The organism is Pseudomonas sp. 34 E 7, from assembly GCF_900005715.1.
Classification (GTDB): Bacteria; Pseudomonadota; Gammaproteobacteria; order Pseudomonadales; family Pseudomonadaceae; genus Aquipseudomonas; species Aquipseudomonas orientalis_A.
In genome coordinates this window covers 1-20,952 of sequence record NZ_CVTX01000172.1, presented here as the reverse complement: position 1 = coordinate 20,952, position 20,952 = coordinate 1, and the positions used below count along the sequence as shown (strand labels likewise).

General features: G+C 62.1%; 9 protein-coding genes. 3 read left to right on the top strand and 6 right to left on the bottom strand.

Annotated features, from left to right (window positions below; genetic code table 11):
* Positions 1-247: 247 nt before the first annotated feature.
* From BFP96_RS23430 to BFP96_RS23420, 3 genes are all read right to left on the bottom strand, one after another.
* The gene (locus tag BFP96_RS23430; RefSeq protein WP_065892423.1) at positions 248-1,015 is read right to left on the bottom strand and encodes an N-acetylmuramoyl-L-alanine amidase; all 768 of its coding nucleotides are present in this window, start codon (positions 1,013-1,015) and stop codon (positions 248-250) included.
* Positions 1,016-1,138: 123 nt separating this feature from the next.
* Positions 1,139-2,461, bottom strand: a complete 1,323-nt coding sequence (locus tag BFP96_RS23425; protein ID WP_065937108.1) for an ATP-binding protein — start codon at positions 2,459-2,461, stop codon at positions 1,139-1,141.
* Entirely contained in the window at positions 2,458-3,138 is a 681-nt protein-coding gene (locus BFP96_RS23420; protein ID WP_065888373.1) for a response regulator, read from the bottom strand. The genes BFP96_RS23425 and BFP96_RS23420 overlap by 4 nt, the downstream gene beginning before the upstream one ends.
* Before the next feature lie 175 nt (positions 3,139-3,313).
* Here BFP96_RS23420 and dsbD point away from each other — a divergent pair, with 175 nt between their 5' ends.
* The 3 genes from dsbD to dsbG are packed head-to-tail and all read left to right on the top strand — an operon-like array spanning position 3,314 to position 6,623.
* A complete protein-coding gene (gene dsbD, locus BFP96_RS23415; RefSeq protein WP_065937107.1) occupies positions 3,314-5,041 on the top strand; it encodes a protein-disulfide reductase DsbD in 1,728 nt (575 codons plus the stop codon).
* Positions 5,041-5,886 carry a TlpA disulfide reductase family protein gene (locus BFP96_RS23410; RefSeq protein ID WP_065937106.1) on the top strand — a complete coding sequence of 282 codons (846 nt, stop codon included), beginning with the start codon at positions 5,041-5,043 and terminating at the stop codon, positions 5,884-5,886. The genes dsbD and BFP96_RS23410 overlap by 1 nt, the downstream gene beginning before the upstream one ends.
* On the top strand, positions 5,862-6,623 hold the full coding sequence (dsbG, locus tag BFP96_RS23405) for a thiol:disulfide interchange protein DsbG (RefSeq protein WP_065937105.1): 762 nt from the start codon (positions 5,862-5,864) through the stop codon (positions 6,621-6,623). The genes BFP96_RS23410 and dsbG overlap by 25 nt, the downstream gene beginning before the upstream one ends.
* Positions 6,624-6,686: 63 nt before the next feature.
* On the opposite strand, the gene BFP96_RS23400 is transcribed toward dsbG, so the two are convergent.
* The 3 genes from BFP96_RS23400 to BFP96_RS23390 form a co-directional block, all read right to left on the bottom strand.
* Positions 6,687-9,287: a hypothetical protein gene (locus tag BFP96_RS23400; protein ID WP_065937104.1), complete on the bottom strand. Its 2,601-nt coding sequence runs from the start codon at positions 9,285-9,287 to the stop codon at positions 6,687-6,689.
* Positions 9,288-9,637: 350 nt separating this feature from the next.
* Entirely contained in the window at positions 9,638-12,343 is a 2,706-nt protein-coding gene (locus BFP96_RS23395; protein WP_065937103.1) for a hypothetical protein, read from the bottom strand.
* 151 nt (positions 12,344-12,494) lie between these two features.
* On the bottom strand, positions 12,495-20,952 hold an 8,458-nt coding region (locus BFP96_RS23390; protein WP_065937102.1), incomplete at its 5' end, for a non-ribosomal peptide synthetase.

The following is a 20,952-nucleotide window of genomic DNA, read 5'->3' as shown; positions in this document are numbered from 1 at the left end:
GGCGAGGTGCCGAGTGGTGGGGCAAGAGCCCTTTGGTTACTTTGGGGCTTTTCCAAAGTGACCCGCCGTCAGGGCGGAACCCTAAGTGGCCGTTGCCGCAGAAACGGATATGTACTCAATCTGATCCAACATCCCGGCCAGCCCCGAGGCCGCCATCGGGGGCAAGCCCCCTCCCACAGGGGCCCGCGTGGTACCTAAAAGTTGTGTAGATACTCACGCCCCTCCCACATTTGAATGGTGTTTGGCTTCAAAGTCCCCGGTACTTTTCGTTGAGCGCATACAGGATCGCGCAGGTCTCGGCATCCAGGCGACCGGCATAATCGCGCGCCCGAAAGTGCATCTGAAACGCCCGGGTGCGCTGTTCAAAGGCCTGGCGATTCCACGCCGGTTTGTAGCCATAGCGCTGAAACGCCCGCTCGACTTCCACTTCCGGCGGCAACCCCATGTAAAACCGCCGTTGGTACATCGCCCGGGTGGCTTCGTCAAACCAGGCGCCTACCCCAGCCTCATGCAGGCAGCGCCAGGGTAGCCGGGGGCCCGGGTCGCTCTTGCGCCAGTACGCCACATCCGAATGCCCGAGAATATCGACCGGGCCGATGTGCGGGTAGCGCTCGAGGATGTCGCGCATCAACGCAATCAACACCTGCACCTGTTCCTCGCGATACGCGGGAAACGTGAACACGCCTTTGTCGTCACGCGCCAGGTTGACGATTTCGATGCCGATCGCGCGACTGTTGAGGTTATCGCGCCCGCCCCAATGGCTCGCCCCGGCATGCCAGGCACGCTTGTCCTCGCCCACCAGGCGAAACACGCGCAGTTCGTCATAGCCGGCGGCGCGATAGGCGGGTTCATCGGGATCGGGCAGCAGGTAGTGAGCGCTGACCCCATTCTGCGTCAGGGTGCGCAAGGATGATTCAAAGGGCGCAGCCGTATAGTGCAGGATCACCTGCGCCACGGGCTCGCCGTTACGTTCGTTGAAATCCCGGGCAGGGAAACTGGTATCGATGACCAACATAAGATCCGTCCTTTTCAATACGGGCCGAATCATTCGGCCCTTTCAAGCGCAAAAAAATTACCGCCATCCTGACGATTTGCAGGTCAGGCGAGCGGTAATTATTTGGCACTTGCAGAAAAGCGATCAGCGTCGCAACGGCATGCCCAGGTCAACGCGCAGGCCATCGGCCTGGCTGTCGAATGTCAGCGAGCACGCGCAGCGCTGGACGATCGCCTGGACGATCGCCAGGCCCAGGCCACAGCCGTCGCTGCTGCCAGTGCGCCAGAAGCGCTGGGTGAGGTATTGCAGGTCGTCGCTGGAAATCTGCGGGCCATGGTCGCGCACGCGGAACACCACCTTGTCAGCGCTGCAAGACACGTTCAATTGCACCCGGGTGTCGGCCGGGGTGTGGCGCAAGGCGTTGTCCAGCAGGTTGCGCAAGGCTGCCACGGCCAACCCCACGGGCATCTCCACCGGCGTGTCGGCGAGGCTGTCCGCCAGGATCAGGTCGATGCGCGAATTGTCCCCGGCGTGGGCATCCTGGATCGCCAGGCGGGCGACTTCCTCGGCGCTGGACTGCAACCCATCGTCAAACGACAGGCTGCCCTCCACCCGTGCCAGCAACAACAGTTGCTCCAGGGTGCGGTGCAGGCGGTCGGCGCCTTCCTCGGCGTGGGCCAGGGACTGGTCACGCGCCGCGCCCTCGGTCATGCGCGCCACTTGCAGGTGCGTCTTGATCGCCGTCAGTGGGCTGCGCAGCTCATGGGCGGCGTCACCGGTGAGCCGGCGCTCGCGCTCGATGGTCTTGGCGATGCGTTGCAACAGCTGGTTCTGGGTGTCGAGCAATGGCTTGAGTTCGCTGGGCAGCGGGTGGATCTGCAACGGTTCAAGGGAGTCGGCGCTGCGGCGCATCAAGGCGTCACGCATGCGGTTGAGCGGCACCAGACTCTGGCCGATGCCCAGCCACAGCAGGCACAGACAGCCCAGCAAGGCCACGCCGACCGGCACCGAGGCCGCCAGCAGGATCGACATGTTCAGCGCCTCACGCTCCACCTGACGGTCGGCCGTGGTGATCAGCAGGTCACCCTGGGACAGGGTGAAACTGCGCCAGCCCACGCCATCGATCATCTGGTCGCGAAAACCGCTCTTGCGCGACTCCAGCCCCTCATCCGGCGTGGTATGGCTGCGCGCCAGGACTTCGCCGTGCAGGGAACTGACCTGGCAAGCCATGCCCCCCGGTACGCTGAGTTGTTCGCTACGCAAATGAGTGCCGGAACCGACGCTGGCCAGGCCCGGCATCTGTTCGGTCAGCCCGGCCACCATGCGCGCCGAGGCGACCAGTCGCTGGTCGAGGGAAAACATCATCTGATTGCGCAGGTCGTTGAGCATCCAGGCCGCCGCCAGGGCCCAGATCACGACAAAAGCGGCGCCGAGCTTGAACGTCAGGCGCAGGCGCAGGCTCTTCACGAAGCATCCTCTCCCGCATCGGCCGGACCCAGGCGATAGCCAAGGCCGCGTACGGTCTCGACGATGCCATTGCCCAATTTGCGCCGCAGGTGGTGGATGTGCACGTTCAGTGCGTTGCTTTCCAATTCGTCGTTGAACCCGTAGACGCTGTCCTTGAGCTGCTCGCTGGACAACACGCGGCCCTTGTTGTGCAGCAAGGCCTGCAACAGCGCTTGTTCACGGCGCGACAGGTCCACCGGCTGGCCACCCAGGAAGGTCTCGCGGCTGCTGGGGTCATACGCCAGGCGGCCATGTTCGATCAGGTTGACCCGGCGCCCCGCCACGCGGCGCAACAGGGTTTGCAGGCGGGCGGCGAGTTCGCGCAGGTCGAAGGGCTTGAGCAGGTAGTCATCGGCACCCGCCTGCAAGCCGTCGACGCGGTTGGTCACCGAGTCACGGGCGGTGAGGATCAACACCGGGATCTCCAGGCCCTGGCTGCGCTGTTGCTGCAGCAGTTTCAGGCCGTCTTCGTCGGGCAGGCCGAGGTCGAGCACCATGATGTCGAAGGTTGCCGCCCTGAGCATCGCCCTGGCCGCCGCCGCCGTGGCCACGCGTTCAACCGTGAAGCCCTGGGCGGTGAGGCCGGCCACAATGCCGCTGGCGATCAGTTCGTCGTCTTCGCAGACCAGTACGTGCATGCTGAACCCTTCATGAAAGATGCGGGTGATTAGAAAACGCACGGATTAAGCGTGCATTATGCCGCTAACTTCATAACACCCGATAACTCCTACACTCTAGAATAGCGCCGGTTAATCATCGGTTAATCAACGCCACACATTGTGTGCCTCACTTGCATCGAATTAAGGCTGGACCATGCGGTATCTATTTACTTTTCTGCTGGTGTTGCTGGCGGGGTTCGCCCAGGCCGCACCGGGTAACCCGTTCGAGTCCAAACCCGATTTCCTCCCGGTGGGCAAGGCCTTCACCTTTACCTCCGAGCGTCTTGAAAGCGGCGAGACCCAGCTGTATTGGCAGATTGCCGACGGTTACTACCTGTACCAGCAGCGCATGAAATTCGACGGCCTGGCGCAAAAGCCCGTGCTGCCCCAGGGCGAAGCCCACAGCGATGAGTTCTTCGGCGAACAGCAAGTGTATCGCCAGGGCCTGGAAGTGAAGCTCCCGGCCGGCGCCACCGGCCAGGTCAAGCTGGGCTGGCAAGGCTGCGCCGACGCCGGCCTGTGCTATCCGCCGCAATCGATCACCGTGGACCTGGGCGGCAACCCGGCCGTCGCCGCCACCGCGCAGGCCCAGGACGAAAGCCTGGCCAGCGGCCTGCAACAGCGCAGCCTGGGCTGGAGCCTGCTGATCTTTTTCGGCCTGGGCCTGTTGCTGGCATTTGCCCCGTGTTCGTTGCCGATGCTGCCGATCCTTGCCGGCCTGGTGGTGGGCAGCGGTGCCAGCCCGCGTCGCGGCTTTGCCCTGGCCAGCAGCTACGTGGTGTGCATGGCCCTGGTGTATGCCGCGCTGGGTGTGATGGCCGCGTTGCTGGGCGGCAATCTGGCCGCGCTGCTGCAAACCCCGTGGATCCTCGGCAGTTTCGCCGCGTTGTTCGTGATCCTCGCCCTGCCGATGTTCGGCTTCTTTGAATTGCAACTGCCTGCGTTCCTGCGCGACCGCCTCGACACGGTCAGCCGCCGGCAGAGCGGCGGCAGCCTGGTAGGTGCGGGCATTCTCGGTGCATTGTCCGGCCTGCTGGTGGGCCCGTGCATGACTGCGCCCCTGGCCGGCGCCCTGCTGTATATCGCCCAGAGCGGCAATGCGCTGCACGGCGGGCTGATCCTGTTCGCCATGGGCATCGGCATCGGTATCCCGCTGTTGTTGCTGGTCACCGTGGGCAACCGCTTCCTGCCCAAGCCGGGCACCTGGATGAACGTGCTCAAGGGCGTTTTCGGCTTCCTGTTCCTCGGTACCGCCGTGCTGATGATTCGCCCGGTGGTCGGCGAAAGCCTGTGGATCGGCCTGTGGGGCGCACTGGCGCTGGTCATGGCCTATTGCGGTTGGACGCTGGCCCGTGAATACGGGCTGGCCGCCAAGGTGTTCGGCGCAGCCTCCCTGGTGCTGGGCCTGTGGGGCGCGGTACTGGTGGTGGGCGCGGCGGGTGGCAGCGATGAGCTGTGGCAACCGCTGAAGGTCTACAGCGGCTCGCGGGTGGCTGCCACCGCTGACGCTCACGACGCGTTCACCACCATCCACGACCCGGCCGCCCTGCAAAGCCAGCTCGACAGCGCCAAGGCCGAGGGCCAATGGGTGCTGGTGGACTACTACGCCGATTGGTGTGTGTCGTGCAAGATCATGGAAAAACAGGTGTTCGGCAAGCCGGAGGTGATGGCCGCCCTGAAGGATGTACGCCTGCTGCGCCTGGACGTCACCGCCGACAATGCCGCCAGCCGCGCACTGCTGGGTCGCTACAAAGTGCCGGGGCCACCGAGTTTCGTGTGGATCGGTCCGGACGGTGAAGAACGCCGCGCCCAACGCATCACCGGCGAAGTGGATGCCGCCGCCTTCCTGCAACGCTGGACGCAAACCCGAGACGCGCGCTGATGCTGACCCTCACCATCGGCACCTTCGCCATCGCCCTGAATCACATTCTGCTGATCAGCGCGCTGATTCTCGCCACCCTGGTGGGCTGGCGCGTGGCCAAGCGTGGCGGGGAAAACCCTGAATCGGTGTTGTTCAGCCTGTTCCTGCTGGGCATGCTGGCCGCCCGTGTCAGCTTTGTACTGATGTACTGGAGCGATTACCGTAACGACTGGCTGCAGATGGTCGACCTGCGCGACGGCGGTTTCCTCGCCTGGCCCGGCGTGATCGCGCTGGTGCTCGGTGCGCTGGCCTACGGCTGGCGGCGCCCTGCCCTGCGCAGACCACTCGGCGCCGGGGTGATCAGCGGCCTGGTGTTCTGGGGCATGGCCAGCCTGTCCCTGAGCCCCTACGACAAGGGCTCGCAGCTGCCGGACATCACCTTGCGCGATGCCAACGGCAATGTGGTGCAACTGGCCGACTACAAAGGCGGCCCGCTGGTGATCAACCTCTGGGCCACCTGGTGCCCACCGTGCCGTCGGGAAATGCCGGTGCTGGAGCGCGCGCAACATCAACGCCCGGATGTCACCTTCCTGTTCGTCAACCAGGCCGAGAGCATGCAGAGTGTCAGCACCTACCTGGCCACCCAGGGCCTGAACCTGGACAACATGCTGTTCGACGCCGGCGGCCGCCTCGGCCAGGCCGTCGGCTCCATGGCGCTGCCTACCACCTTGTTCTACTCGGCCGACGGACGCCTGATCAACAGCCACCTCGGCGAACTGTCCCAGGCCAGCCTCGCCCGCGCCATGGAACCCTTCGACACCGTCCCACAAAGGAAACCTACATGCCTCGCCTCCGCCACCTGCTGACCCTGCTGCCGCTGACGCTTGCCGCCACCCTGGCCCAGGCCGAAGACTGGCCGGCCCCGATCAAGCAAATCGAAGCCAAGGGCGCCAAAATCCTCGGCCAGTTCGACGCCCCCAGCGGCCTTACCGGCTATGCCGCGCAATACCAGAACCGCGGTATGGCGCTGTACCTGACCGCCGACGGCAAAAGCGTGATCGCCGGCAACCTGTACGATGCTCAGGGCAACGACCTGAGCAGCGCGCCCCTGGAAAAACTGGTGTACGCGCCGATGTCCAAGGAAGCCTGGGCCAAGCTGGAAAACAGCAGCTGGATCCAGGACGGCGACAAGAATGCGCCACGCATCGTCTACCTGTTCAGCGACCCCAACTGCCCGTACTGCAACATGTTCTGGGAACAGGCACGGCCATGGGTGAAGGCCGGCAAGGTGCAACTGCGCCACATCATGGTGGGGATCATCCGCGAAGACAGCCCAGGCAAATCAGCCGCACTGTTCGCCGCCAAAGACCCGCAGAAAGCCCTGGAAGAACACGAAGGCGCCGGCAAGGCCAGCAAGCTGCAAGCGCTGAGCAAGATCCCGGCGGATATCGAAGCCAGGCTCGATGGGAATATGAAGTTGATGGAGGAATTGGAGTTGTCGGCGACGCCGGCGATTTTCTATCTGGATGACAAGGGTGGGTTGCAGCAACAGCAGGGGGCGCCGTCGCCGGAGAAGTTGGTGAAGATTCTGGGGCCGAAGTAATTAGTCCCAGGTTCGTTAACAAGAATGCCTGTGTTAACACAGGCACTCTTGTCATGGCCTCGATTAAACTTCCTCTACCACCAGCAACGTCACATCAAAATCATTGCCTCCCAACCCCAATTGCACGTTATCGACACTGAGCCTTACTGTAGAAGATGACGCAGTGAACACACTTTTGAGCGTTCTCCAGACCCGCGTATCCAATAGCGTCGGAGCGACAATTTCTTGTCCCGAAGCTACCAAGGCAATCCTCGGCAATGGACGCGCACCACTGTTATCCCGAACATCGGCACTGAATTCGTAGGTGCGGCCAATCTCCAGGTCACTGAACACCTTGAACAACTTCTCCCTTTGAGTAGCCAGGTCTTGAGTGTTGGTATAACCCCAATCAAACAAATAATATTGACCGCCTGCCTCTTTTAACACCAGGTCCCTTGGGTCGGTGGCACCCGCGCCTTTTTGCCAACCGTTCCAGTCTTTTTTATTAGGGTCAAAGTCAGTCACGTCTCTGAACCGCTTGCGCAGTGTCAATTCCAATAGCGGAAACTCGATCGCCTCACTCACATCCGGGCTGCCATCGGTGGTCACCTTGAAGACGATGGCCAATGGTGTCTTGTTGCGAAACGCCTCCAGATCGGAGCGCGCAAGTACACGCTTGAGGCCGTTGTTCATATCGGAGAGTGTAATCAGCTGACCCGTCATCACGCGCACGGTGTGTGAAGATCCGTCCTCTTTAGTGCCGGTACATTCCAACCAGCCTTTCTGTCCTTCCAGGGAGAACCACCAGACCTTATCGAAGTTTTCGTCATTGACGATGATTTGCGCATCGCCGGAGAACGTCCGTAGATCCAGGATTGCGCCCTGGGTAGCCGGTGGCGTCGCCTCAGGCACCATTGGGGTGGGCAATCTCGTCGGCACACTGACCTTCAATGCCAGCGTCTTCGACGGCGCCATCTTGCAAGCGCTGGTCACTGTGTAATTGATCAGGATTGTTTTACCCGCACCGTGAATCACCGCTTCGCGCGGAATCGCAAAATCGACATAACCAGGATCGCTGTTGCCCGGTTTTGAGGTCAACGGCAGGCTCGTGCCATCCGTCTTGAGCCACTGCACGTCGATCATCTGATTGGGACTGATCCGTTCATATTCCACGCGAACCGTCACACCGTCGCGGCCATTCCAGAGGGTAAGTTGATCACCGACTGCTTCACACACCCTCGGAGGGGGCAGTATCAACGCCTCCTGCTCAATGCTGAAAGTCACAACAGGAAACTCGACGGCCGTGTCCAGGTCGCACCGCCCATTAAAATTCGCCGCAAAATGCAGGTTGAACTCACTGCAATCGGCCAATTTTTGCAGCTTGGTCCTGGCTATCGGTGTATCAACTCCGTCGCGTAGCCAGGCGGCGGTAAGCGGCTTGCCTTCCAATACATAAAACAGATAGGAACTACCGTCCTCACGCGTGCCGGTTACCCAGACCCAGCAGCAGTCCTGCTCCATGGCGTAATGCCAGATAGGCGCCACCGCCGTTGCGTCATCACCGAACGTATTGAGGTCCACCCGGTCGCCTGTGGCCTGCTCAATGCCCGGTTTTGGCAAGCCCGTGATGCCCAGCACCTTCACGTGGCGCTCGGGTGAGGACCAATGGCTGCCATCGCAGCGCGTGACGTTGTAGGTCAACGTAATGGCTTGCTCAAAATTGGCGCGGATCACTGAAGGCGGTACCGCAAACACCAGGCTGGTTTCACCTTCAACCGGTTGGCGGCATTCCAGTTCGACTGTGCCCGGTCCAGGGGTGCCGGTAAGTGTCGGGCACACCGTATCGCCGCTGCACATGCCCTCATAAGCCACCACGATATGCGCACCGTTCACTGTGTTTATCGGGTTGACCAGCCAGCCGTCGAACTCGGTGTGTACGGCTTCCTTCAGCTCAGGGGGTGACAGTTTCAAGTTAGGGTCAGTGAGCAGCGTCAATGAAAGCGAGCCGAACGATCTATAGGGAACAGCCTCGCTGTAGCGCACGGACGCCAAAAGATACAGTCCGCTGTTATGTTTAAGTTGCTGGAGCAACGCCCGAGGTATTGCTCGACGCCACCCCAGGCGCAAGTCTTCGTCGGTAACCTCTGCATCCTTGAATGGATAAAGTTTGGCCTGGGTGTCATCGGGATAGAAGCCGCTTATATAGCAGTTGATCGTTTGGATTTTGCCGGCAAATGCCCAGGGTGGAATGTAAAGAATCGGATCGTTACAGCACAACAAGGAAAGATCCAGTTTGCCATCGAACGCTTCGAGAATTTGCGCCTGAGGCAAGTTCGAGGGCAGGCTGATCCGTACCCCACCCTGCAAAGATGTTTGACTCTCACCGTTTCTAGTGACGGTGTACGTAAACAATGCGTAAGTGTCCAACCACAATGCTATGTATTCGGGAGGGATATAAAAGTTGATACAACCTGCCTCGTCGCCATTTTGGGGTTCTATCGGCGGATAGGGGCTGCCTGCCAACGGCCAGTTCAGAGTGATGAGGTCAGTGGTTTGCATGTCGTCGTAGCGGACGCTGACGTTGCCTCCGTTCAGCAGTTTGAGTGAATCGACACTGCCATTTTCGTCAGCCTCACGCAGCTCTGGCTTGGGCAGGTCAAGGGCATTCGGCAATGACTTGGGCATAGTGAAAGTTCCTTTTCAATAGACTGGAAATGCCGAAGCCCAGAGGTTGGCCTGATCAGCATCGCCCTATCACACCGTAAAAAAGCCGGCGTTCCTACTGTCAGAATTCACAGTTCCAATCTCCATAAAGACATTATTCGACCAGTGGATTGCGGCAACAGCCGTCGCCGGGTAAGTGGGTGAACATTTTGCGGCCGAAATAAAACAGCTGATGCCTGACGAAAGAGGCCCCCATTACTGGAGGCCTCGTTTTTGATACTCGTCAAACGCGCCCGATCAAGTGTTTTCCTTCACCGTAAGTTAGGGGCAGTACCGCGACAACGGGTCAGTCCATCGTCGTTTAAAATCATTTATCGCCGATACCAAACTTTCAGCGAATCAATGCTGCTATGCGCCGTACACAATATCGTGACATACGAAATCGTTGTGCCTGGATCCGCCTGAAAATCTATCCATGTTCCCGGAAATTCAACGGCCTCCCCTAGCAATTGCCCTTCTTTGTTGAAGTACGTGAATGTGACGCTACTGACGCTCGTACTTGAAAATCCAAACCTGACACGTGCACATTCTCTTTTTAAGCGCAAAACCGCCAGCTGTGGCGGCGTCCCGCCGTAGCAGAAAAGAGCATAGGACTTACCTTCAACCATACCTGGCACTTCTTCTCCGACCCCCCTCACCTGATGAAGCCCGATGTTGGATTGCATCGGCTGCCCCATTTCAAGTGTCGCTAACTTGGTAACGATAGGGTTGCGTGTGTGCTCAATGATGGGATAAGTTTCAAAGTCGTCAAAATCGGTTTCTAACTCATGCCGAAGTTTTAATGTCAGTCTATTAAACTCAAGCTTGACGGGTTCAAGCAGATTTTGACCTACCGTGCACCAAACCCTGAATGTAATGTCGGTACCATCTTTAAACTTCAACAATTCTGCACGAGACATCCGCCGCAACAGCATGTTCAGGTCATCGGTTTCAACGGGTTTTTCATCCATGATGACACTCGTGTAGGGAGAACCCTGTTCTGCAGTCCCCTCGCACGTAATCGTCACGATTTGCCCCTTGATGATCCACCACCATGCCAGTTCGCTCTCGGAATCGGGATCCTTGACGACCACGTCTACATAATCTCCGGAAACAGTCGCCAAATCCAAAATATCGCCAGTAGCCTGCTTCACCACCGGGCGAGGACGCCGCTCCATGATGGGCTCACCAACCTGCAACTGCAGTGTCTCGGACACCATCTGCTTGCAGGCATTGATCACGGTATAAGAAATCAATGCCGTCTTGCGGAAGCTGTTGATCACCTGCTCGCGCGACGCCAGGAAAGTGACCGGGCGGGACGGACTTTCCTGCAAGGGCAGTGGCCAGCAGCTGTCTTCGCCGTCCAGGCACCATTGGGCAGTGTGCTGGTGGCTGGGTTGATAGCCATCGTAAACCGCCTCGACATGCACCCCTTCGCGACCGTTCCACGCCACCAGAACACCACCCTGTGCCTCCCTGACGGCGGGTGCCCGTGGCGTCAGGGGCTGCTGGTAAATGGTGAATGTGGCGGGTGGGAACTCGAGGGCGTCCTCCAGTTCGCTCGCCTCGCAAAAGCTGGCCTTGACGTGCAGTTCAAACTTGGAGCAATCGCCGATCCTCTCCAGCGCAACCCTTGGGATATCAGCCCTGACGCCGTCGCTTTTCCAGGCGTCCGTGACAACCTTACCGACCAGGATATCCAGGCGGTAAGCGCTGCCGTCTGCATGTTCAGCATCGATCCACATCCAGCAATGGCTCGCGCACTGACCATATGCGCCCAAAGGCGCTATCACGTTTGCATCCCCTGAAAAGTTATCAAGGCACAACAACCGATCCGGGTTCGCCTCTTCAATCAGCGGGCGCTCAAATTCGGGGGTTAAAACATTGATCAGCCTTACTGGGGAAGGCTGTACCGTGCCACTGACGGCCAGGTCATAGCTCAAGGTCATCTGCTTGTTGAAGAAACACGCCACCACACAGGCCGGCAGTTTGACGAGAGGCATCTCACCGTCCTGTTCAACCGTGAAATCACCCAACGGTTTTTTCGCATAACCGGGCCCGCTTACATAAAACCTGACCTCGTCACTTTTGTAAGTGTCCAGCCCCTGGATGACGACCTCCCCTCCCTGCTGGGTGTTTTCAGGGTTGAGGCACCACTCACCGTTGTATTGCGCAGACTCGCGCAAGTGCGGCGGTTTCAGATCCAGCGCAGGGTCGACCTGCAGCAATGAGGTCGTGCGCAGGTGGAAATCCTCGGCGTTCACCGGGAGCGGATTCTCCAGAAGCGGATCGCCAGGTTCAGGGTATACCGGGGCGGTGGTGTCCCAAATCACGCCCAGGTGAGCGGTGATCGCCGAATAGTCGTCCAGCCTGGACAGCCAGCCTCGCGAAAGCGTAAAGCGAAAAACGTGGTCCGGATGGGCTTCGTGCTCCTGCACCACATGATCCTTGGCCACCCAGGCGAAGCGATAGGGCGCCACGTGCTGGTTACCCGCAACCACGACAAACAACCGCTGCCCGGGTTGAATCATCGGCCAGGCCTTGATCGCGACAATTTCATCGCCCGTAAACTCTTGCATGCGCAGGTACCAGGTACTCCACTCCTCCTTGGCATGGGTAAACACCGGCCTTGAGACGACGAGATGCTCCTCCCTGATCTGTTGGATTTCCAACTCCAGCGTCAGGGATTCCAGCGCCCGCCCCCCGGCATTGGCCGTGTACTTGATCAATACCGTGTGCCCGATGCAGTAGCTGATCCAGCGTGCCGGAATGTCGACGACATTGACGCCGTTTTCCACAGAGATCGGCTCGAAGCTTGGCTGGTCCTGATCCTTGACCGCCATGTGGAACATGACGTTAGTGGCATTCGCCGGCAGCGTCAGCGTGGCCGTCGTGCCATCGATTGCATCGATGGGATACAGCAGGCTGTTGTTCGCAGTGTGTTCGATAATCGCATAGGGCAGTTCCGCTTCAACGGCTGGCGGCGACTTCGCCGCTCGAACGGACCTGGTTTTTCCAGTAGGTATTTTGCTCGCCACGATAAGACTCCTGTCCAGCGTTAGATCACCGTCGGGCCCGGCCGGATGGGCCGGAAACTGCGGTTATCTAACACGTGGATCAGGAATCCTGCCTACTGTCAGAATTGACAGTTCTGCTGAAAAAACTCGATATTCCAGACCAGTGGCCGTCTCACAATCCCTCCAGCTCCGCCATCAAATCACTCAACCGATCCACCTTCTCGGCACTGATCTCATTGCCCGCCAAGCCCTCGATATATTCGGCCAGCTCCGCCACCGTGCTGCACTCGAACATCGCCCGCAGCGGCACATCGCGCTGCAGCGTCTTCTGCACCCGTGAAGCGATCTGTGTCGCCAGCAACGAATGCCCGCCCAGTTCGAAGAAGTTGTCCTGCACCCCTACCCGTTCGACCTTGAGCACTTCGGCCCAGATCGCGGCCAGGGTGGTTTCCAGTTCATTGCGCGGCGCCAGGTAGTCCTGACTGTGCAACTGGCCGATGTCCAGGGCCGGCAGGGCCTTGCGGTCAAGTTTGCCGTTGGCGTTGAGCGGCAGGCGCTCCAGCCACAGCCAGTGCAGCGGCACCATGTATTCCGGCAATTCGGCGCGCAGGCGTTGCTTGATACGGTCCAGGCGTTCGCCTGGGCTGAGGGTTTCATCAACCGGCACCAGGTAGCCCACCAGGTGCTTGCCGTTGACGCCCTCCTGGACACCGACCGCCGCATCACGCACCTCGGGTTGTTCGTGCAGGCGTGCTTCGATTTCACCCAGTTCGATGCGGTAGCCGCGAATCTTCACCTGGTGGTCGACGCGCCCGACATACTCCAACACGCCGTCACTGCGCCGGCGCGCCAGGTCGCCGGTGCGGTACAGGCGTTCGCCCGGTGCGCCGAACGGGTTCGGTACAAACACCGGTGCGGTGCGCAGCGGGTCGCTGACGTAACCGCGACCGACGCCGATGCCGGCCACGCACACTTCACCGACGGCGCCTTGGGGCACCAGCTCCAGCGTGCCGTCCAACAGGTACAGACGGTTGTTGTCGGTGGGCGTGCCAATCGGCAGATAAGTGCCACGGGTCGAGGCCAGGTCGACGCGGTAGAACGCCACGTCGTCCGAGCATTCCGCCGGGCCGTAGGCGTTGACCAGGCCGATCTGCGGGTAGCGCAGCAGCCATTGGTGCGCCAGCTCCGGCGGCATCGCTTCACCGGTCGGCAGCATCCAGCGCAGGCCGTCGAGACGAATGTGGTCCTGGGCGAGCATGCCCTGGATCAGCGACGGCACGCTTTCCAGCACGGTGATGCCGTGTGCCTGAACATGCTCCAACAACCCCTGCGGATCATGGGCCAGGGCGTTCGGCACAATATCCACCCGCGCGCCAAACAGCGGCGCAGCGAGGAACTGCCACACGGAAATATCGAAGCTTTGCGAAGCGGTCTGCGCGATCACATCAGCGTCGCTCAGTTGCAGGTAGGGCACCTTGCTCAACTGGTTGTTGAGCATGCCGCGCTGTTCGACCATCACGCCCTTGGGCAGGCCGGTGGAACCGGAGGTGTAGATCACGTAGGCGAGGTTGTCCGGGGCGCTATAGACGCCCGGGTTCTCGCCACGGGCGGGGATTTCCTCCCACACCAGCAACTGGCAGTCGACGCCGTCGAGCAGTTCGATGGCCTGTTCCCGGCACGCTTCGGTGCACACCAGCAAGGGCGTACGGCTCAGGTCGATGATGCGGCTCAGGCGCGGGCCCGGCAGGCCAGGGTCCAGCGGCAGGTAGCCGGCACCGGCCTTGAAGCTGCCGATGATCATGCCGAGCAACTCCAGGTTACGCTCGGCCAGCAACGCCACCGGTTGGTCCGGGCCGACACCGGCGGCAATCAGCGCATGCCCCAGACCGTTACTGCGCCGGTTCAACTCCTCATAGCTCCATTGCCGGTCAAGGCAACTGGCGGCGATACGCTGCGGATATCGCGCCACCTGTTCCTCGAACAACTCGACATAGCTGCGCGCCAGCGGGTAGTCGTGCTCGCTCTGGTTGCAGCCGTCCACCAGGAACGCGCGCTCCTGCTCGCCGATCAGCGGCAGGTCGGCCATGTCGCCATGGAAGCCCTGCACCAGCGCCAGCAACAGGCGCTTGAACTCGGCGAGCATGCCTTGCGCGGTGGTTTCATCGAAGTAGCGCTGGTCGTAGGACAGGTGCAAACCCAGGTCATCGCCCGGGTAGCACACGGCGGTCAGTGGGAAGTTGGTGTGGGTACGCCCGGAATCGGAGGTGGCATTCAGGCTTTGCGCATGGCTGAGCACCGAGGTTTCCACCGGGGCGTTTTCGAACACGAACAGGCTGTCGAATAGCGGCTGGCCCTTGGGCAGTTCGCTGTGTTCCTGGATAGTCACCAGCGGCAGGTATTCGTACTCGCGCAGTTGCATATTGCTGTCGAGCAACCCGCTCAACCACTGGCGCACGCTGCACCGCTGGTCATCGGCAGGCAGCTTCACCCGCAGCGCGATACTGTTGATAAACAGGCCCACGGTGCGTTGCATCTCGGGCATGTCCACCGGACGCCCGGCCACGGTGACGCCGAACAGCACGTCGCGATCACCGCTCACGCGCCGCAGCACCAAGGCCCAGGCCGCCTGGGCGAAGGTGTTGACGGTGAGCTGATGCGCCTGGGCCAACTCGCGCAGTTGCGCGCCGTCACGGGCATCCAGCCGGGTGTAGCAGTCGCCAACCACCATGCCGCCGCTGTGGCCGGCATGTTCGCGCAGGAATGGTCGGTCGCTCGGGATCGGCGTGGTGCGCTCGAAACCTTGCAGGTTGCGCTGCCACCACTGGCGCGCTGCGTCCAGGTCCTGGCGTTGCAGCCAGGCGATGTAGTCGCGGTAGCGCGGCGGCGTGGCCAGTTGCGCGTCGCGCCCTTCGCCAAGCGCCTGGTAGAGCTCGAAGAAGTCGTTCATCAGCAGCGAACGGCACCAGGCATCGATAAGGATGTGGTGGTTGCTCATCATGAACCAGTAGCGCGCCTCGCCCACGCGGATCAGTCGCAGGTGGAACGGCGCCTGGTTGAGCAGATCGAAACCGGCCTCGCGCTCGGCCTTGAGCAGCGCTTGCAGACGCGGCTCGTGCTCACGCTCGGGGTCGGTGCTCCAGTCCAGGTAGTCAATCGGCGTGCTGCCCGGCTTGTGGATCACTTGCAGCATGTCTTCGCCGACGTTCCAGCAGAACGAGGCACGCAAGGCTTCGTGGCGGGCGATCACCGCCTGCCAGGCCTGGGCGAAACGCTCGGGATCGAGGTGACTGTTGATGCGGTAGCGGTCCTGCATGTAATACAGGCCGGTGCCCGGTTCCAGCAGGGTGTGCAGCAGCAGGCCCTCTTGCATCGGGGTCAGCGGGTAGACATCTTCGATAGCGCCGGCCGCTACCGGCAAGCTGTCCAGTTGCGCCTGGGTCAACCGTGCCAGCGGGAAGTCGGACGGCGTGAGGCCACCGGATTCGTCCTTGATGCAATGGGCGATCAGGTCCTGCAGTTCGGTCAGATAGGCCTCGGCCAGTTTGCCAATGGTTTGCTGATCGTAGCGCTCGCGGCTGAAGGTCCAGCGCAGCACCAGTTCACCGCCATACACCTGGCTGTCGACACTCAGCGCAGTGGGCAGCGGTGCATCGGGGTCGTGTGCAAGGCCGGCGGATTCCTCCAGCGGATGAAACAGCGCGTCGGCGCCGAAGCTCTGGTCGAACTGGCCGAGGTAGTTGAAGGTAATGTCGGCGCTCGGCAGCGCGGCCAGGCTGCGTTGGCACTGGTCGTCCGCCAGGTAGCGCAGCACGCCGTAGCCCAGGCCTTTGTGCGGCACGCCGCGCAGTTGCTCCTTGATCGCCTTGATCGAATCGCCCGGCTCTGCCTGGGGGGTCAGGCGCAATGGATAGGCGCTGGTGAACCAGCCGACGCTGCGGGTCAGGTCGATGTCATCGAACAGGCTTTCGCGGCCGTGGCCTTCCAGTTGAATCAACGCCGCGTCGTTACCGCTCCAGCGGCACAGCACGCGAGCCAGGGCGGTCAGCAGCAGATCGTTGACCTGGGTGCGGTAGGCGCTCGGCGCCTGTTGCAGCAACTGCCGGGTGCGCTCTACGTCCAGGCGTACGCTGACGGTCTCGGCGTCACGCTGGCGCAGTGCGCCGTGTGGGCGATCCACCGGCAACGCCAGCGCCGGGCCCGCCAGTTGCGCTTGCCACAGGCTCAGCTCTTCGCGCAGGGATTCGCTATGGGCATAGGCCTGCAAACGTGCGGCCCAATCGCGCAACGCGCTGGTCTTGGCCGGCAGGCTGACGGACTGGCCTGCGCTCAGTTGGCGATAGACCGTTTGCAGGTCTTCGAGCAACACGCGCCAGGACACGCCGTCCACCACCAGGTGATGGATGGCGATCAGCAGGCGCTGCCGGCCTTGCGGGCCGTCCACCAGCAAGGCGCGCAGCAGCGGGCCGTGCGCCAGGTCGAGGCTGCGCTGGGTGTCGGTGAACAGCGCGGTGCAGTGGTCCATGTCGCGCACCTGCGCCTGCATCAATATGCCGCCCTGGGGCACGCCCAGGTGTTCGGCGTGCCACTGGGCATCGCGCTGGGTGAAGCTCAGGCGCAGCGCGTCGTGATGCTCCAGCACCGCCAGCAGGGCCTGCTCCAGGCGATGTGGCTCGAGCAGTTGCAGCGGCTTGAGCACCAGGGCCTGGTTCCAGTGCTGGCGCGCCGGGATGTCGGAGTCGAAGAACCAATGCTGGATCGGCGTAAGGCCCGAGCGGCCGGTGAGCACACCTTGCTCGGCGCTGAACGTCTCGACGCGCGTGGCGACGGCGGCCAGGCTTTGCACGGTCTGGTGCTGGAACAGGTCACGCGGGCTGAAATGAATGCCCGCCTGCCGCGCACGGCTGACCACCTGGATCGACAGGATCGAATCGCCGCCCAGCTCGAAGAAGTTATCGTCGAGGCCGACTTGCTGCAGGTTCAGCACCGCGCACCAGATGGCCGCCAACGTGCTTTCCAACGCATTGCGTGACGCCACGTACGCCTGGCGATTCGCTTCAGGATCGGGCTGCGGCAAGGCGCGCCGATCGAGCTTGCCGTTGGCGGTCAGCGGCATGCTGTCGAGCACGATTATGTGGGCGGGCACCATGTAGTCCGGCAAGTGCGCCTTGAGGTGGGCCTTCACCGCGTCGCGCAAGGCGCCGTGCTCGGCGTCGCTGACCAGGTACGCCACCAGCTGTTTGCCGCTCGGCGAATCCAGCGCCAGCACCACCGCTTCACGCACCGCCGCATGCTCCAACAGGCGCGTTTCGATCTCGCCCAATTCGATGCGGAAACCGCGAATCTTCACCTGATGGTCGATACGCCCCAGGTACTCCACCTGCCCATCGGGGCCTTGGCGCACCAGGTCACCGGTACGGTACAGACGGCCGCCATTGCCGCTGAACGGGTCGGCGACAAAGCGCTCCGCCGTCATGCCGGGGCGCTGGTGATAGCCCTGAGCCAGGCCCGCGCCGCCGATGTACAACTCGCCGCTCGCGCCCTGCGGCACCAGGGCCAGGTCGGCGTCGAGAATGTAAGCCACGCGCGCGCCGACAATGCTGCCGATCGGCACGCTGGCGGCGCCCTCCTCCACCTGTTGCGGCGCCAGGCTGGCCAGCGGCATCACCACGGTTTCGGTCGGGCCATAGGCGTTGAAAAACAGCTCAGGCTGAAACGCCGCGCGAATACGCTGCAGATGTTCACCGGTCAGTGCTTCACCGCCGGTGATGCACATGCGCACCGGCAAGGTCTGCTGTTGCGTGGCCAGCCACTGCGCCAACTGGCTGCCGTAGCTGGGCGTGAACCCGAGGATATTCACGCGATGGCTGCGGATCAGCGCGCAGATCTCTTCGGCGTCCCACTGGCCCTGGGCACGCAATACCACGTGGGCACCGCTGAGCAACGGCACCAGCAGGCGCTCGGTGGCGGCGTCGAAGTTGATCGAATAAAAGTGCAGTTCGCAGTCGTCCGGGCGCATGCCGAAGCGCTCGATCACGGCCTGGCAGTGCATGGCGATTTCACCCTGGGACACCACCACGCCTTTAGGCTTGCCGGTGGAGCCGGAGGTGTAGATCAGGTACGCCTGGTGCTGCGCCAGGCTGATAAACGGCAGCTCATCGGCCGGATAATTTTCCAGCCTGGCCGCGTCATCTTCCAGGCACCAGCACGCCAGCGCTTGCGGTAGCTCGCCAAGGGCCTGGAACATCGCCGCATCGCTGAGCAGCAGGCCGATGCCGCTGTCTTCGATCATGTAGTGCAGGCGGTCCAGCGGGTATTCCGGGTCCAGCGGCACGTAGGCGCCGCCGGCCTTGAGGATCGCCAGCAGGCCGACGACCATTTCCAGCGAGCGTGGCAGCGCCAGGCCGACCCGCACCTGCGGGCCGACGCCACGTTCGCGCAGCATCCAGGCCAGGCGATTGGCGCGGGCGTCGAGTTCGGCGTAAGTGAGGGTCACACCGGCAAAGGTCAGCGCCGGCGCAGCGGCACGCTTGCGCGCCTGCTGGCTGAACAGGGTCTGGATGCACTGGTCCAGACGATGCTCTCCGGCTGCAACCCCGAGGCTGTCCTGCAGGGCGCGCTGCTCGGCGGTGCTGAGCAACGGCAGTTCACTGAGGCGTTGGTGCGGATTATCGATCAGTGCTTCCAAGAGGTTGCGCCAATGCGCGGCCATGCGGGCGATGCGCGGCTCGTCGAACAGATCGGTGCTGTAGGTCAGGCAGCAACCCAGGCGATGGTCGAGGTCGGTGACTTCCAGGTTGAGGTCGAACTTGGTGGCACGGGCATCGTTGGCCAGGTACTCGACGGTCATGCCGGCCAGTTGGCGGCTCTGCTGAAACTCCCAGCGCTGCACGTTGCACATCACCTGGAACAGCGGGTTGTACGCCGCGCTGCGCGGTGGTTGCAGCGCCTCCACCAGATGGTCGAACGGCAGGTCCTGATGGGACTGGCCTTCGATCACGGTGTGACGCACCTGCTCGAACAACTGCGCCACACTCATCTGCCCATTGAGCTGGCAACGCAACACCTGGGTGTTGAGGAACGCACCGATCAGCCCTTCGCTTTCCGGGCGAATACGGTTGGCCACCGGCGCGCCGATGCGCAGGTCGGTCTGGCCGCTGTAGCGGTAGAGCAACACGGCCAGGGTAGCGGTCATGGTCATGAACAGGGTCAGGCCCTGTTCGGCGTTGAAGGCGCGTACGCGGGCGGCCAGTGCATCGCTCAGGTCGAAGCGGTACAGCTCGCCGCGATGACTTTGCACCGCCGGGCGCGGGCGGTCGCCGGGCAGTTCGAGCAGCGGATGTTCGCGGCCCAGTTGCGCGGTCCAGTAATCCAGCTGGCGTTGACGCTCGCCCGATTCCAGCCATTGGCGTTGCCACACGCTGTAGTCCAGGTACTGCACCGGCAGCGGCGCCAGCGGTGAGTCGCGCTCGTCGATAAAGGCTTCGTACAGCGCACTGAGTTCACGGGCAAAGATGTCCATGGCCCAGCCTTCGGTGACGATATGGTGCAGGGTCAGCACCAGATAATGGTCCTGCTCACCGGCCTTGACCAGGCAGGCGCGCAGCAATGGCCCGCGTTCCAGGTTGAACGGGGTGTGCGCCTCCTGATCGGCCAGCTGCTGCAGACGCTGCCGGCGCTCGCTGTCGTCGAGTGCCGAGAAGTCCTGCCAGTCCATGCGCAGGTTGGTCTGCGGCCAGACGTGTTGACAGGCCACGCCATCGACGCTCGGGAAGGTGGTGCGCAGGGTTTCGTGACGCATGATCAGGGCCTGCAACGCTGCCTCGAAACGCCCCACATCCAGCACCCCGCGCAAGCGCGCCATGCCACCGACGTTGTAGGCCGGGCTGTCCGGCTCCATCTGCCAGAGGAACCACATGCGCTGCTGGGAATAGGACAGCGGCACCGGCGCGCTGCGGTCGACTTTGGCGATGGCGGTCTGTTGGTTGCGTTGGCCCGATGCCTGGATCAGGCCCACTTGTGCGGCGAAATCGCCCAGCTCGCTGGCATCGAACAAGGTGCGCAATGGCAGCTCGACGTCGCAGGCCTGGCGGGTGCGGGAGATGATTTGCGTGGCCAGCAACGAGTGGCCGCCCAGGGCGAAAAAGTCGTCGCGCAGGCCGATACGCGGCAGGCCAAGCACTTCGCGCCAGATCGCCGCAATCTGCTGCTGCAACGGCGTCTCGGGTTCGACGTGTTCGCGGGTTTGCCACACCGGTTGCGGCAATGCGCGGCGGTCGAGCTTGCCGCTTGGGCTCAAGGGCATGGCGTCCAGGTACATCAGGAAGGCAGGCACCATGTACTCGGGCAAGCGGGCAGCCAGCGCGGTTTTTACCGCCTGTGCATCCAGTTCCACAGGGCCGGTGTAGTAACCGATCAACTGCTCGTCACGCACCAGCACCACCGCTTGGGCGATGCCCTGAACCGCCAGCATGCGCGCTTCGATTTCCTGCGGTTCCACCCGCAAGCCGCGCAGCTTGACCTGCTGATCGAGACGCCCCAGGTATTCAAGCACACCCTCAAGGCTCCAGCGCGCACGGTCGCCGGTGCGATACAGGCGCGCCCCGGCCTCGCCCAGCGGGTCGGCGACAAAG